Source organism: Rhodococcus sp. HNM0569, assembly GCF_012726205.1.
Taxonomy (GTDB): Bacteria; Actinomycetota; Actinomycetes; order Mycobacteriales; family Mycobacteriaceae; genus Rhodococcus_F.
Map to the genome: position 1 here is coordinate 289,384 of NZ_JAASAE010000002.1, position 14,874 is coordinate 304,257.

Sequence of the window (14,874 nt, forward strand, 5' to 3'; positions counted from 1 at the left end):
CCTGAGCTTCTCATGTCTTCGTCGTCCCCGCGGTCTCGGTGGGAGGCCGCGGGACGGTTACGGGCGTCACACCGCAGTGTAGGCACCGTCCAAGCCTGTGCCGACACCGGTAGCCCCTACACGTTAAGCACACCGAAGTGTGCCGCAAACCTACGGGTACCTGCTGCGCAACCCTACCGACGGGTAGGTATCTGCAACCTGTTCCATCCGGGCACGCACGGCGGATATCCACGCGCGAACCTGCCCGGCTGCGACGCCGTTGTCGGGAAAACGCATCGCGATGTTCACGCCGTCCGGCGTGCGGTTGATCCACGCGTACACGTCGTGCGTGTACTGCCTGCTGCGCAGTGCACGGGCGTTGATGTCCGGCCAGTCGTGCGCGCCGGGCAGGAAACGCACGTCCAGGTAGGACACCACGAAATGCGGTGTGATCGACGTGCCCAGGATCCTCTCGACGCGGTCGAAGGCGAACGCTCCTGCGGGCTTCGCGCGGTCGACCGCGGCCGACGCGCGCTGCGCTGTCGACGCGAAAGACGAGTCCTCGACACGGAATTCGAGTGGAGACAGCCCCACGAACCATCCCATCGCCGCGGCCCATTCGGGTTCGTGTCGCGTGTGCACGGGCGTGACGGTGCGGAAGGTGTCGCGGCCCGCGACGTCCAGTCCGGCCTGCGCGAGACATGCGAGCAGGCCGGGGAAGAAGCCGACACCCGCCGCACGGCACGCCTCGCCGAAGCCTCGGTCGCCCGACGCGTCGAGCAGCCACGTCGACACCCCGGTCTGCGGCAGTGACGTGCGCGGACCGATCTCGAGCGGGAACTCGGGCAGCCCGGCGCCGTCGAGCGCGGCACGCCAGATGTCGACGGCCCGGCGCGCGGTGCCCGGTGCGGGTGGCGAGCTGCGCTCTCGGTCGCCGTAGTCGACGTAGCTGCCGACGGGCGGCAACTCGCCGCCGTCGCCCGACCGCGCCTGTTGGTACAAAGTCGTCAGCTCGTGTGCGACGAGCACGATCGAGAACCCGTCGAGGATCGCGTGGTCGCCCGCGAAGAACACGGTGAACCGGTCGGCCCGCTCGACGGTCGCGAACACGTACGACGGCCACGCCCGTGGCGTCGCGCGGTCGTCGAAGATGCGTTGCAGCCGGTCGACATTCGGCATCGACCGCGTCGCGTACACGATGCGGTCGAAGGACACCGAGCCCGTCGGCACGGTGCGACGCTCGATGTCGCCTGCGCCGGTACCGTCACCGTCCGCGACGTCGGTGCGGGTGCGGAGCACCTCGTGCCGGTCGACCCACGCGCGCAGTGCGTGCGAGAACGCGCGCGGGTCGAGCATGCCGGAGATCTCGAACGCCGACCCGAGCCACGACAGCCCGCGGCCGTCACCCGCGGTACGCCGCAGCCGTGCCTCCTGCACGTATGCCGTGCGTCTACGGTCTTCGATCCACGGCCCGGAGGTGGTGGGAAACCACTCGGTGAGCGCGCCTTCGGGCACCGGGTAGTCGGTGAGCTCGGTGAATTCCATCGCCGGAGCGGTCAGCTCCCCGCAGCGCGCAGTCGTCTCTTGATGCGCGCGAGCATCGCCGACATGCCACGCAACCGCAACGGGCTGACGGCGGACGCGAGTCCGAGATCGGTGTAGAAGTCGTCCGGCACCGACAGGATGTCGTCGGCGGGCAGCCCGTCGAGACCCTGATGCAGGATCGACGCGAAACCGCGCGTGGTGGGTGCCTCGGGCGGCGCGCTGAAGTACAGCCGCACCGCGCCGCGGTCGGAGTCGTCGACCGTCAGGAACAGGGGCGACTGGCACTCCGGAACGGGTTCCATCGCGTCCTGCTCGAGTTCGGCGGGCAGTGCCGGGAGCTCACGGCTGAATTCGAGCAGCAGCGCGAGCTTGTCCTGGCCTTCGACGGCGGCGAAGTCGTCGACGATCTCGGCGAGAGCCTCGGGCAGAGCGGTCATGAGCGCGCGGGAGCCTCTCCCGGCTCGTCGCCCTGGACGATCGGGACACGCACGGTGTTGCCCCACTCGGTCCACGAACCGTCGTAGTTGCGCACGTGCTCGAAGCCGAGCAGGTGCGTGAGGACGAACCACGTGTGGCTCGAGCGCTCGCCGATGCGGCAGTACGCGACGACGTCCGAGTCCGCGCCCAGCCCGCCGTAGATCTCGTCGAGTTCGGCGCGCGACTTGAACCGGCTGTCCGACGCCGCGGCCTTGGCCCACGGGATGCTCACCGCGGTGGGGATGTGCCCGCCGCGCAGGGCGCCCTCTTCGGGGTAGTCGGGCATGTGGGTGCGTTCGCCCGTGTACTCCTGCGGCGAGCGGACGTCGACGAGGGGACCGCCGCCGAGGTGCGCGAGCACGTCGTCCTTGAACGCGCGGATGGGCTCGTCGCGGCGCTCGACGACGGGATAGCCCGACGTGGTCACGTCCGGGACGTCGAACGCGGTGTCGCGGTTCTCGGCGATCCACGCGTCCCGGCCACCGTCGAGCAGGCGCACGTCCTCGTGGCCGAAGAGCGTGAACACCCACAGGGCGTAGGCGGCCCACCAGTTGCTCTTGTCGCCGTACACCACGATCGTGTCGTCGCGGCGAATGCCCTTGCGGTCCATCAGTTCCGCGAAGCGCTCGCCGTCGATGTAGTCGCGCGTGACGGGGTCGTTGAGATCGAGATGCCAGTCGATCTTGACCGCGCCGGGGATGTGGCCGACGTCGTAGAGCAGCACGTCCTCGTCCGACTCGACGACCTTGAGGCCGGGGGTGCCGAGGTGAGCCGACAACCACTCGGTCGACACCAGCCGATCGGGATGTGCGTACTGGGCGAAGGACGCATGGGGATCGGGCGCGACAGGCACGGGCAGCTCCTGGTTCGATGCGGGTCGGGGCTCGGGTGCGGCCCCCGGTCGGACCCACCACCGTGCGGGCCCGGTCACGATTCTATGCCCCGGCGGCGCCCCGGATCGACCGGCGGAGCCCTGTCCGCGCACGGAGCCGGTGTCACACGATCGGAGACCCGTATCCGACGAGTTCCTTCGCGGCTGCGACCGGCGCGACGCCGCCGCCCGCGACGCTCTCGAGGGTCGCGGTGAGCACGTCGAGGAAGTCCGCGATCGTCGCGTTCGCGACCGCGGTGTCCGGGAAACGCGATCGCAGCGCGAGGCCGCGCGTCGTGCGCGAGATCCAGAACTGCGCGTCGTCGGCCATGGTGACGTTGCTGATGTGGTGCGCGTTGAGCCGTTCGTGGTCCGCGGTGCCCGGCAGTTTGCGGTAGTCGATGTACGACACCATGAACACATCGGTGCGCGTGCGGCGGTAGGACGAGCCGAGGCTGTCGATCACCTGCGACATGGTGACCCCACCCAGTGTGAGCGCGTGCCGGAAGGCGGCGTGCGTGGCACGCAACGACGACACGAAGTCGCCGTCCACCTCGACCACGATCGGCGCGCTCGTGGTGAGCCAGCCGATTGCATTGGCCCACTGCGGATCCCGTCGAGTGTGCAGCGGAAACTGCATCGGCAGCACCGAACTCGCGCCCATCGACTCGAGCGCCGTCGCGATCGCGGTGAGGGTGCCGGTGAACAGGCTGCCGCCCCCTGCGACACACAACTCCTCGAACGCGGCGGTGTCGGCCTCGCCGAGCAACTCGCGCACGTCCGCGCCCTGCGGGGCGGGCCTGCCGGGCTCGACACCGAGGTCGAGCGGGAAACTCGGTGCCGTGCCGCCGCACCGCGCGTAGAAGCGGCCCCATTCGCCGATCCGTGGGTCGTCCGGATCGGCGGCGGGCTGCTCGGACTCGAGCCGGCAGTAGCTCAGGAAACTGCCCGCGTCGCCGAGTTTCTCGGTGAGCGCGCGTGCCGTGTCGCTCGCGTCGCGCTCGCCGCCCGCACACGACCCCTCGCGGCCCGAGAACGACTCGTAGATGCTGCGCAGCTCGCCGAGCGCGATCACGAGCGAATACCCGTCCACGAGCGTGTGATCGAACGCGCTGATCACGGTGTGGTGGCCGGCGCGTTCGACGGTGGCGAACGTGTACGCGGGGTAGGTGAGCGGATCGCACACCTCGGTGAAGTGGGTGCGCAGGTGATCGCGCAGCTCGCCCGCGTCGTCGATCGCGACGGGCGTGGACGCAGTGACGGCGACCTGCGCCGGATCGAAGTCCACGCGGTGCATGTGCTCCGGGCCCACGTCGAACCCGCTGTGCAGGGTGTCGTGCCGTGCGATGAAGTGCCGCAACGCGAGTTCGAGCGCGTCACGATCCAGCTCACCGGGCAGATCGAAGGCTGCCGCCATCCACACGCTGCGCCCGACTCCGTGGGTGCGGGCGGTGTCGAGGTGGAAGCGCTGGTTGTACGACGGTGGCGTCGCCGACCGCCGCGCGACCGTGGGGGAGACGAGCCACTCGGTCACGACACCGGGCTCGAGGACGTAGCGGTCGATCGACGTCACCTTCATGCGGTCACCTCGCTCGGTTCGGGGGCAACGGCATCGGTGCCGCCGGGAACGGAGATCGTGTAGTCACCCGTCGCCGCCACCGTGCGGATCACCTGCGACACGCGCTCGGCGTAGCGGCCGACCGACTCGTGCGCCGCGGGGGTGTCCGGGTGGGAGATCGCCATCCATGTGCCCTCCGCGACGCGGTTGACCCAGAGGGAGGCGATCGTGGTGTCCTTGCCGCCCACGATGCCCGTCGCGCGGGTCGACACGAAACTTTCGTTGTCGGGGACTCGTCGGCCGTCGATGTACGACACGATCGGCGGCGGCGTCAGATCGCCGCCCGCCGTGCCCGCCGCCGTGCCCGCCGCGCCGGTGACCGTCTCGAGCGCCTGCTGTGCCGACACCGCACCGACGGCCTTGCCCGCGCGGAACGCAGCCTGCCCGCGTGCCGCGAGCTCCGCGAAGGATGTGGCGCCCGCGCCGTCGACGAGCACCGGGACGAGGTTGATGAACCAGCCCTGGGCGAAGAGGAAGTCGTTCTCGCGGGTCGACACGGGAGACAGTGCGAGGTAGCGCTCTCGACCGGCGAGTTCACGTTCGGCGACCGCGAGTGCCGCGAACACTCCGCCCACGAAATTCGCGCCGAGTTCCTTGCACCGCGCCCCGAAGCGGTCGCACTCGGCCGCATCCGCCAGATCGAAGCGGCTGCCGATCGCGGGCTTCGGGCCGTCGGCGACGCCGAGATCGAGCGGAAAACCCGGGAAACTGCCGCCGCTCGCCATCAGGTGGCCCGCCCACTGCACGACCTCGGGCGACTGCGGGGTGAGGGCCGCAGCACGCTCACGTTCGCGCGTGCTGTACTCGACGTAGCTGCCCGGAGCAGGAAGGTCGGGCTCGTGACCTGCGCGGATCGCGTCGTGGATCGTACGGATCTCGGCGTACGTGAGCAGCATCGACATCATGTCGGTGTGCGCGTGGTCGACCGCATGGAACAGCGTGAACGTGTCGTCGTCGTGCACGACTGCGCCGAACACGAAGGCGGGCCACGCGAGTGCACTCGTCTCGCTCGCGAACCGCGCCGCGATGTGATCGCGCACCGCCTCGGCGGTGCCGAGGGGAGCCGGATCCGACGCGCTCAGCGTGATGTCGGCAGGCGCCACCGCCTTGCGCACGAGCGCGTCGGGTGCATCGTCGGCGTCGACGAACTCGAAGCGGCTGTGCAGAGTGTCGTGCCTGCGCACGTAGTGCTCGAGCGTCCGCGTCACGACGTCCACGTCGAACGGGCCGTCGAAGTCGAACGCGAGACCGATCCACGGCGACTGGGGCTCGCCACGCTCGGCCGTCGCACGGGCACGTCGCAGATGCCGCTCCTGCATCGTGGTGGCAGGAGTCGCGGCGATCGGAGCGTCGACGGCCGCGCGCGCCGCGTCCACACTCGCGGTCCAGTCGACGACACGACCGGGGCGCGGTTGCCAGTGCGTGATCAAGTTGAGGTCCATCGGGGGCAGCTCCTGAGTACGAGTGCATCGGTGCGTGGGAACGGTGCGGGGACGGTACGAGGGTCGCTGCCGGTAACAGCATGAGCCACGACGCGGTCGGGCGCGAGGCCGGGGACCGGGAAAGCACTATGACGTCTGTTACACGGCACCTGCCCCTGTCGTACATCGCACGTGAGATCGGGTACGGCATCGGAACCCACGGTCGGCAGCACCCTACACACCCGCTCGCGTGGGTGGGTGAGGCACGACACGCAGTCCGCCGCCGCAGCATTCGCTAGTGTGACGCGAATGGCCCCCGTCCTCACCGGTCGCCGTGCACGCTGGGCGCCGTGGCTCGGTCTCGCCGCCAGCCTCACCGCAGTGTTCATGCAGTTGCTCGACGCGACGATCGTCAACGTCGCGTTGCCGAGCATCGCGGTCGATCTCGACGCCACCGTGTCGATGCAGCTGCTCACCGTCACGGTCTACACGCTCGCGTTCGCATGCTCGCTCATCACGGCCGCGCGCGTCGGCGACATCCTCGGCAGGCGCGTCGTGTTCCTCGGCGCGCTCACCGTGTTCGTTCTCGCGTCCGTTGCGTGCGGGCTCGCGCAGACCGACACCGCGCTGGTCGGGTCGAGGGCGGTGCAGGGGCTTGCCGCCGGCTCGATGTCGGCGCAGACCTTCGCGCTCATCGCCGGCTCGTTCCCGAAGCGCGCGCACCCCAAGGTGTTCGGCATCTACGGCGCGACGATGGGCATGGCCACGGTGTGCGGCCCGCTCGCGGGCGGCCTGCTCATCGACTGGGATCTCGCGGGTCTCGGCTGGCGACTGGTCTTCCTGGTGAACCTGCCGATCGGCCTCGCCGCGCTCGTCGTCGGGTGGCTGTTCCTGGTCGACGCGAAACCGCCCGGCCGCAGGCGGCTCGACCCGATCGGTGCGGTCGCGTCGGCGGTCGGCCTGTTCCTGCTCGTGTTCCCGCTGGCAGAGGGGCGCGAACGCGGTTGGCCCGCACCGCTGGTCGTCATGCTGTGCGCCGCCGTACCGGTGCTCGTGGGCTTCGTGGTGTACGAGTGGTGGCTCGGCAGGCGCGGCGGCGACCCCGTCGTCGACGTGCGCCTGTTCCTCGACCGCGCGTTCTCGCGCGGCGCGCTGCTTGCCTTCGCATTCTTCGGCACGCTCACGTCGCTCGTGTTCACGATCTCGCTCACGCTGCAGTTCGGATTCGGGTTCTCGCCGCTGCGCGCGGGCCTCACGACGCTCCCGTGGGCGGTCGGCACCGGCGCGGCCGCGGTCGTGTCGGCACTCGTGTACCGGCGCATCGGCAACCTCGTGCTGCCGCTCGGAATGGGCTTGTTCGCAGGCTCGCTCGTGCTCCTGTCGGCGCTACTGCAGCACGAGGGCACCGATCCGCGCTGGCTCGTGCTCGCAGGCCCGCTGCTCGTCGGCGGTGCGGGCATGGGGCTGTTCGTCGCGCCGTTGCAGTCGGCGATCCTCGCCTCGGTGCGGCCCGCGAATGCGGGCTCGGTGTCGGGGCTGTTGCCCACGGTGCAGCAGGTGGGCAGCTCGATCGGGCTCGCCGTGATCGGGGTGGTGTTCTTCAATCTCGTTGCCGGACAAGCGCCCACCGCGGTCGACGAGCAACGGCCCGGACTCGTCGCCCAGTTGCGTGCGGACGGGGTGCCCGAGCCCTACCTCACGCGCGCGGCCGACACCTTCGTCGACTGTGCCCGCGAACAACTCGGGTCGTCGTCGCCCATGCGAGTGCCCGAGCACTGCACTCGGACGCCCGGCGGTGACGGCACGCTCGACCCGAACACGCAGCGCATGGCGGACGGGGCCGTCGCGGCGGCCACCCAGTCGACGCGTGCCGCGGCGGGCGAGGCGTTCCTGCAGGCCGAACGCCGGGTGCTGTGGACGATCGGCGGTGTGGCCGTCGTGGTGGGGGCACTCTCGCTCACGTTGCCGCGCCGCAACCGGCTGGTCGGCGACGAGGAGTCGGACGCAGTGGACCCCGGTGCTCAGGAGTGGATGGACGATCCGGAGCGTGTCACCACGGGCTCGGTCACCACGGGCCCGGTCACCACGACGGGGCAGCCGACCACAGGTCGGTGACGTCGACCTCGAGCGCACGCAGCAGCGAACGCACGAGCGGCAGTCCGATACCCACGACCGACGACGGATCGCCCTCGATGCGGTCGACGAACCAGCCGCCGAGGCCGTCGAGCGTGAACGCGCCCGCGACGGCGAGCGGCTCGCCCGACGCGAGATACGCGGACAGCTCGGCATCGGACGGTGTGCCGAAGTGCACGACGGTCTCGCTGTGCGCGGCCTGCTCGCCCGCGACGACACCGTCGGACACCTTCAGTACACAGTGACCGGTGAGCAGGGTGGCGCTGCGGCCGGCCATCGACGCCCAGCGCGTCCGCGCCACGTCGACCGTGCCCGGCTTGCCGAGCAACTCGCCGTCCTGCAGGAGCATCGAATCGCAGCCGACGACGACCGCGTCCTCGATGCCGTCCCGGACGACGCCGGGCACGACCGCGTCCGCCTTCGCGCGCGCCAGCTCCGTGACGACCGTGTGCGGCGCTGCCGCCGCCCCGAGTGCCCGCGTGACGGCATCCTCGTCGACCCCCGACACCCGCACCGTCGGTTCGATGCCCGCAGCGCGGAGAACCGACAGCCGGGCGGGAGAGGCCGACGCGAGGACGAACCTGGTCACCAGGTGCGCCAGGCGCTCGCCACGTTGGGGAACGAGTACGGCGACGTCGGCGCGAACACGCGGTGCATCCGGGTGGGCGAACCCCACAGCTCCGGCGGCAGTGCCGACTCGGCCGGGCCCGACGAGGCGGCCGCCGCCGACAGGACCGCGACGAGCGCCGCGATGTCCTCGTCGGTGGGTGCGCCCTTGACGATGCGGATCGCGTCCGCACCCGACTGAGCCGAAGCCGATTCGGCGGCTGTGCTCGAAGCCGAGTCGTCTGCTGCGGCAGGGTCGAAACTCACGGAAACCTCGATCGTGGATGCGTCGTCGGCGGCCGCGGCCGCCGTGTCGTCGGCAGGCCGGCCCGCGGGCGCCGTTTCGTCGGTGCGCAGACTCATAGCGGGATGTTTCCGTGCTTCTTCGGGGGCAGGCTCACCATCTTGCGCTCGAGCAGTCGCAGACCGGCGACGATCTGACCGCGGGTGTGGCTCGGCGGGATGACCGCGTCGACGTAGCCACGCTCGGCGGCGACGTACGGGTTGACGAGCGTGTCCTCGTACTCGTCCTGCAACTCGATGCGCAGCGCGTCGACGTCCTCGCCGTTCGCTTCCGCGTCCTTGAGCTTCTTGCGGTACACGAATCCGACCGCGCCCGAGGCGCCCATCACGGCGATCTGCGCGGTGGGCCACGCGAGGTTGAGGTCAGCACCCATGTGCTTGCTACCCATGACGTCGTACGCGCCGCCGTAGGCCTTGCGCGTGATGACGGTGATCTTGCCGACCGTGGCCTCGCCGTACGCGTACAGCAGCTTCGCACCACGGCGGATGATGCCGTTGAACTCCTGCTCGGTGCCGGGCAGGAAGCCGGGGACGTCGACGAGCGTGACGATCGGGACGTTGAACGCGTCGCACGTGCGGACGAAGCGCGCGGCCTTCTCGGACGCGTCGATGTCGAGGCAGCCCGCGAACTGCGTGGGCTGGTTGGCGACGATGCCGACGCTGCGGCCGTCGATGCGCCCGAAGCCGACGATGACGTTGGCGGCGCGTTCGGCCTGCACCTCGAGGAACACGTCGTCGTCGAGCAGGCGCGAGATGATCTCGTGCATGTCGTACGGCTGGTTCGCCGAGTCGGGAATGATCGTGTCGAGTTCGAGGTCCTCGGCGGTGATCGAATCCTCGATCGATCCCGAGATCGGGTCGGACGGGAGCATCCGCGGAGCGGCGCCCTGGTTGTTGGACGGAAGGTAGGACAGCAGGTCCTTGACGTAGTCGAGGGCGTCCTGCTCGTCGGACGCGACGTAGTGCGCGGCACCCGACTTCACCATGTGAGTGTGCGCGCCGCCGAGTTCCTCCATCGTGACGTCCTCGCCGGTGACCGTCTTGATGACGTCGGGACCGGTGATGAACATCTGGCTGGCCTGGTCGACCATGACGACGAAGTCGGTGAGTGCGGGCGAGTACACGTGGCCGCCCGCGGCCGCGCCGAGGATGAGCGAGATCTGCGGGATGACGCCCGACGCCTGCACATTGCGGTGGAAGATCTCGCCGTACAGGCCGAGCGAGACGACGCCTTCCTGGATGCGCGCGCCCGCGCCGTCGTTGATGCCGATGAGCGGCCGGCCGGTCTTGATCGCCAGATCCATGACCTTGACGATCTTCTCGCCGTACACCTCGCCGAGTGATCCGCCGAAGACCGTGGAGTCCTGCGAGAACACGCACACGTCGCGGCCGTCGATCGTGCCGTAGCCGGTGACGACGCCGTCGCCGACGGGCCGGTTCTCGGCGAGACCGAAGTTGGTGCTGCGGTGGCGGGCGAGCGCGTCGAGCTCGACGAACGAACCCGGGTCCAGAAGCGCCTCGATCCGCTCGCGGGCGGTGAGCTTGCCCTTCGCGTGGACCCTCTCGATCGCTGCTTCGCCGCCGGGGGCGAGCGCGGCCTCGTTGCGGGCCCGCAGGTCGGCGAGCTTTCCGGCGGTGGTGTGGATATCAGGCGACGCCGCCGCCTCGGGCGTGGATGGCTCCTGAACAGTGGTCATGACACGTGAGCTTAACGACGCGCCACCCGGTGCCCGCAACCCAGGTAGGGGAGTTGGATCGGCCGTCCGCAAGCTACTGGCGAGTAATGCCGGTCACATCTTTTCCCGCCCCGGTGCATCCGTCCGATTCCGTACGCCCTTCTAGGCTCTGCGTCATGTGGACGAACCTGGACCGCCCCCCGCTCGACGAGGCCGCACTGCGCAAGGCGCTCGTCGCAGGTGCCGGGGCGCCGGCCGATCCGCGGTCGTTCTGGCGGCGTCTCGACGTCGTCGCCGAGACCGGATCGACCAATGCGGATCTGCTCGACCGCGCTCTGCGCGGCGACGCCGACCGGCACGTGCTCCTCGCGGAGTACCAGTCGGGGCCGCGTGGGCGGCACGCGCGGCCGTGGGTGAGCCCGCGGCAGGCCCAGATCTCGATGTCGGCGGTGCTCACGATGCCGGGACGGACACTGTCGGACATGGGCTGGCTGCCGCTGCTCACGGGGGTGGCGGTCGTCGACGCGTTGCGGTCGATCGCCGACGTGCCTGCCGAGCTCAAATGGCCCAACGACGTCCTGATCGGAGGCCGCAAGGTCGCCGGAATCCTCGCCGAGGTCGCGTCGGCGGCACCCGACCCGACCGCGGTGGTGGGTGTGGGCCTGAACGTCTCGCTCACCGCGGACGAACTGCCGGTCCCGACCGCGACCTCGCTGGTCCTCGAGCACGCGGCGACCGCCGACCGCGACACCCTCGTCCGCGGGCTCGCGCGTGCCCTCGCGCAGCGATGGAGCGAGTGGGCGGCCGCAGGCTGGGACGTCGAGGCGCTCGCGGACGCGTACCGCGCACGCTGCGCGACGATCGGGCAGTCGGTGCGCGCCGAACTGCCCGGCGGCCGCGTCCTGCTCGGCACCGCCGTCGACATCGACCGCGACGGCAGGCTCGTCGTGCAGACCGACGACGGCACGCGCACCGCCGTCGCGGCAGGCGACATCACGCACGTACGCGCCGTCGAACGGTAGGGCCGGACCGCGATTCACACGTACTGGGAGACACTGGGATCATGGGATATCCGGAAGACGCCCTCGCGCCCGACGAAGAACTCGTCCTCCACCGGCACCCGCACTGGAAGATGCTGCTCGTGCCGGGCCTCGTGTTCGTCGTCGCGTCTGCAGTCTGCGGATTCGCGCTCGGTCTGGTGCAGCGGAACCTGACCGGCGCCGCCGCCACCACCGTGACGGTGGTCGTGCTGGTCGTGTGGGGCGCGCTCGTCTTCTGGCGATCGGTCGTGCCGTTGCTGCGCTGGCTCACGACGCACTTCATCGTCACCGACCGCCGCGTGCTCGTGCGCGAAGGTCTCGTCACACACACCGGCATCGACATTCCGGTCGCGCGCGTCAGCAACGTCCAGTTCCGGCACGGCCTGATCGACCGGATGCTGCGGACCGGGACGCTCGTGATCGTCGCGGCCTCGGACGATCCACTCGAGTTCGACGACATCCCGGACGTCGAACGGGTGCATTCGCTGCTCTACCGACAGGTCATGGACGCCGGTGACGCTCGGTGGTGATCGCGCCGTTGCGGTCCGGCATCCGGTGGGCTCCGTACGCTGTCCCTGTGACCGCAGTCCTGCTTGCCGAAGACGACGAAGCCATTGCCGCACCCCTGTCCCGTGCGCTGGGCCGCGAGGGGTACGACGTCACGATCGAGCAGACCGGCCCGGCCGCATTGCAGGCCGCGCTCGACGGCTCGTTCGACCTGCTGATCCTCGACCTGGGTCTGCCCGGCATGGACGGACTCGAGGTGTGCAGGCAGGTCCGGGCCCGCAGTTCGGACCTGGCGGTCCTCATGCTCACCGCGCGCACCGACGAGGTCGACTTCGTCGTCGGCCTCGACGCGGGCGCCGACGACTACGTCGGCAAGCCGTTCCGGCTCGCCGAGTTGATGGCGCGGGTGCGTGCGCTGCTGCGCAGGCGTGGCGGCGGCGACGACGCGGTGGTCGAGGTCGGTGGCATCCGGCTCGACCCCGCCGCGCGTCGTGTGCTCGTCAACGGCTCCGAGGTCACTCTCGCGAACAAGGAGTACGAGCTGCTGCGCGTGCTGCTCGAACACGCCGGTCAGGTCGTCTCGCGCGAGACGATCCTGCGTGAGGTGTGGGGAGACGCCGAGCTGCGCGGCTCGAAGACACTCGACATGCACATGTCGTGGCTCCGCCGCAAGATCGGCGACGAGGGCCCCGCCGCCGAGCGGCGCATCGCGACGGTGCGCGGCGTCGGCTTCCGGATCAACACCGACTAGGCGGGCTCGTGCGCAGGCGGATTCTGCAGTCGATCCTCGCGGTCGTCATCGTCACCGGTCTGGTGCTCGGTCTGCCGCTGATCTACACGGCGTGGCTGTGGGTCGAGGATCTCACCCGCTCGGATCTGCAGACCCGGCTCGACCGCATGGCCGCGGAGATCGTCGCCCAGGAAGGCGACAACGGTGCCGTCGAGGGGCCGCTCGAGATGGGTGCGCTCCGGTTCCTCATCCCGCAGGGCGGGCATCTCGTCGTGGTCTACCCGACGACGGACGATCCTGCGGTGCGCGTCGACATCGGTCCCACCGGCGTCCCGTCGCCCGTGGTCGAATCCTTGTCGCTCGGCACCTCCGGGTCGTTGCGTCTCGAGGTGCCGTCCGGGCCGATGCGCACGCAGCAGCGTCAGGCGGTGGGGGCGGTGAGCCTGTTGGTCCTCGCGTCGATCGGCGCGGGCGCGGTCGTCGCGGTCATCACCGCGCGGCGGCTGTCCGACCCGCTGCGCGACGTCGCGAGGCGCGCCGCGCGACTCGCGGAGGGCGACTTCCGGCAGGATCCGCGACGACACGGCATTCCCGAACTCGACCGGGTCTCGGACGTCCTCGACTCGGCGACCGTCGACATCCTCGGCAGGCTCCAGCGCGAACACGCGCTCGTGGGCGACGTGTCGCACCAGTTGCGCAGCCGGCTCACCGCGGTGCGGCTACGCCTCGACGAGCTGTCCGAGCATCCCGATCCGGCGGTCGTCGTCGAGGCCCAGGAAGCGATGGCGCAGGTCGACCGACTCACCGCGGCGATCGACGATCTCGTGCGATCGTCGCGTGGTCCGGCCGCGGACGAAGAGGTCGCGGTGCTGGGCGAACTCGAGAGTGTGATCGCCGACTGGGAGGTGCAGTTCCGGGAAGCGGGTCGTTCGCTCTCCCTGCACGGCGATCCGCGGCTCGCGGCGCGGCTGTCCGGCTCGCGGCTGCGCGAAGCGGTGGCCGTGCTCGTCGACAATGCGCTCGTGCACGGTGGGGGAGACTGCACGGTGTCCGTGCGGTTGCTGCCGGCCCGTGACGAGAGTGGCCGCGAGCCGCTCGTGTGCGTCGAGGTGGCCGACGAAGGCGAGGGCGTCGACAACGAACTCGCACCGCACATCTTCGACCGTGGCTTCTCGAGTGCGGGGTCCACCGGGGTCGGACTCGCGCTGGCACGGGCCCTCGTCGAGGCCGACGGTGGACGGCTCGAACTGCGCCGCCGCCGGCCTGCCCTGTTCTCGATCTTCCTGCCGACGGTGCGCCGCGAGGTCGCGCCGCCGGGCGTGAGTGAACCGCGCTGACCGGGTCCGCCTGCTCGGGTCAGCGCTCGACTTCGTGATCGCGCCGGTCGTGTTCCCACGCGGTGAGGTCCTCGACGAGCGGGCCGGTGAGCATGGTGTCGGTACCGCCGTCGTGGTGCCCGCCGTGCGGGTCCGCGTCGTCGCCGGTGTTCTCCTCGGGGAACACGAACCGGCGGAACGCCCAGAACCGGAACACCATCTGGAGCAGGTTGCCGATCACGTACGCACTCACGAAGTCGGCGATGTTCTCGACGGTGAGACTCACATTGGGCACGCGCAGGTTGAACGCGTAACTCGAGATGTAGAGGGGAACGAAGCTCAGCACGACGCCGACACCGCTGACGGCGAAGAACAGGATCGCCTCGGACGCGCGCTCGCGGCCGCCGCGGTGCTTGAACGACCACTCGCGGTTGAGCACGTAGGACACGAGCACGGCGACCACGCCCGCGATGATCTTGGCCGAGACGGGCTTGGCCTCCATCACGGTGAGCTTGAGCGTGTAGAAGATGCCGGTGTCGACGATGAAGGTGGTACCACCCACGATCGCGAACTTGATCAGCTCCGAATGGCGCAGAGCGAGGTCCCGGAGTGGTTGGGGTACACGGGCCAGAACCCCTTCGACGAACGACAC

At 70.1% G+C, this 14,874-nt stretch carries 14 protein-coding genes; 5 read left to right on the top strand and 9 right to left on the bottom strand.

Translation table 11 applies throughout. From position 1 onward, the window contains the following. Window positions 1–150: 150 nt before the first annotated feature. From HCA44_RS03720 to HCA44_RS03740, 5 genes are all read right to left on the bottom strand, one after another. Window positions 151–1,524, bottom strand: a complete 1,374-nt coding sequence (locus HCA44_RS03720) for a condensation domain-containing protein (protein WP_169647170.1) — start codon at window positions 1,522–1,524, stop codon at window positions 151–153. An 11-nt stretch (window positions 1,525–1,535) separates the two neighbouring features. Next, window positions 1,536–1,961 carry a SufE family protein gene (locus tag HCA44_RS03725; RefSeq protein ID WP_169647171.1) on the bottom strand — a complete coding sequence of 142 codons (426 nt, stop codon included), beginning with the start codon at window positions 1,959–1,961 and terminating at the stop codon, window positions 1,536–1,538. Continuing rightward, a complete protein-coding gene (locus tag HCA44_RS03730; protein ID WP_169647172.1) occupies window positions 1,958–2,854 on the bottom strand; it encodes a sulfurtransferase in 897 nt (298 codons plus the stop codon). The genes HCA44_RS03725 and HCA44_RS03730 overlap by 4 nt, the downstream gene beginning before the upstream one ends. Before the next feature lie 142 nt (window positions 2,855–2,996). After that, window positions 2,997–4,451, bottom strand: coding sequence for a condensation protein (locus tag HCA44_RS03735; protein WP_240945270.1), 1,455 nt, complete (start codon window positions 4,449–4,451; stop codon window positions 2,997–2,999). Next, window positions 4,448–5,932, bottom strand: a complete 1,485-nt coding sequence (locus HCA44_RS03740; protein ID WP_169647173.1) for a condensation domain-containing protein — start codon at window positions 5,930–5,932, stop codon at window positions 4,448–4,450. The genes HCA44_RS03735 and HCA44_RS03740 overlap by 4 nt, the downstream gene beginning before the upstream one ends. Window positions 5,933–6,220: 288 nt before the next feature. Here HCA44_RS03740 and HCA44_RS03745 point away from each other — a divergent pair, with 288 nt between their 5' ends. Continuing rightward, window positions 6,221–8,026 carry an MFS transporter gene (locus HCA44_RS03745; RefSeq protein ID WP_240945271.1) on the top strand — a complete coding sequence of 602 codons (1,806 nt, stop codon included), beginning with the start codon at window positions 6,221–6,223 and terminating at the stop codon, window positions 8,024–8,026. Here the strand turns inward: HCA44_RS03745 and HCA44_RS03750 are convergent. The 3 genes from HCA44_RS03750 to HCA44_RS03760 are packed head-to-tail and all read right to left on the bottom strand — an operon-like array spanning window position 7,992 to window position 10,650. Next, window positions 7,992–8,633, bottom strand: a complete 642-nt coding sequence (locus tag HCA44_RS03750) for a Maf-like protein (RefSeq protein ID WP_169647174.1) — start codon at window positions 8,631–8,633, stop codon at window positions 7,992–7,994. The genes HCA44_RS03745 and HCA44_RS03750 overlap by 35 nt on opposite strands. Then, a complete protein-coding gene (locus HCA44_RS03755; protein WP_169647175.1) occupies window positions 8,630–9,013 on the bottom strand; it encodes an acyl-CoA carboxylase epsilon subunit in 384 nt (127 codons plus the stop codon). The genes HCA44_RS03750 and HCA44_RS03755 overlap by 4 nt, the downstream gene beginning before the upstream one ends. Continuing rightward, window positions 9,010–10,650: an acyl-CoA carboxylase subunit beta gene (locus tag HCA44_RS03760; RefSeq protein WP_169647176.1), complete on the bottom strand. Its 1,641-nt coding sequence runs from the start codon at window positions 10,648–10,650 to the stop codon at window positions 9,010–9,012. The genes HCA44_RS03755 and HCA44_RS03760 overlap by 4 nt, the downstream gene beginning before the upstream one ends. 155 nt (window positions 10,651–10,805) lie before the next feature. Here HCA44_RS03760 and HCA44_RS03765 point away from each other — a divergent pair, with 155 nt between their 5' ends. The 4 genes from HCA44_RS03765 to HCA44_RS03780 are packed head-to-tail and all read left to right on the top strand — an operon-like array spanning window position 10,806 to window position 14,243. Beyond that, a complete protein-coding gene (locus HCA44_RS03765; RefSeq protein ID WP_169647177.1) occupies window positions 10,806–11,651 on the top strand; it encodes a biotin--[acetyl-CoA-carboxylase] ligase in 846 nt (281 codons plus the stop codon). Between the two features lie 41 nt (window positions 11,652–11,692). Next, window positions 11,693–12,199, top strand: coding sequence for a PH domain-containing protein (locus HCA44_RS03770; RefSeq protein ID WP_169647178.1), 507 nt, complete (start codon window positions 11,693–11,695; stop codon window positions 12,197–12,199). A gap of 47 nt (window positions 12,200–12,246) precedes the next feature. Further along, complete coding sequence (locus HCA44_RS03775) at window positions 12,247–12,927, top strand: response regulator transcription factor (RefSeq protein WP_169647179.1); 681 nt, start codon at window positions 12,247–12,249, stop codon at window positions 12,925–12,927. A gap of 8 nt (window positions 12,928–12,935) precedes the next feature. After that, the gene (locus tag HCA44_RS03780) at window positions 12,936–14,243 is read left to right on the top strand and encodes a HAMP domain-containing sensor histidine kinase (protein ID WP_169647180.1); all 1,308 of its coding nucleotides are present in this window, start codon (window positions 12,936–12,938) and stop codon (window positions 14,241–14,243) included. 19 nt (window positions 14,244–14,262) lie between these two features. Here the strand turns inward: HCA44_RS03780 and HCA44_RS03785 are convergent, their stop codons facing one another. Beyond that, window positions 14,263–14,874, bottom strand: coding sequence for a GtrA family protein (locus tag HCA44_RS03785; RefSeq protein ID WP_169647181.1), 612 nt, complete (start codon window positions 14,872–14,874; stop codon window positions 14,263–14,265).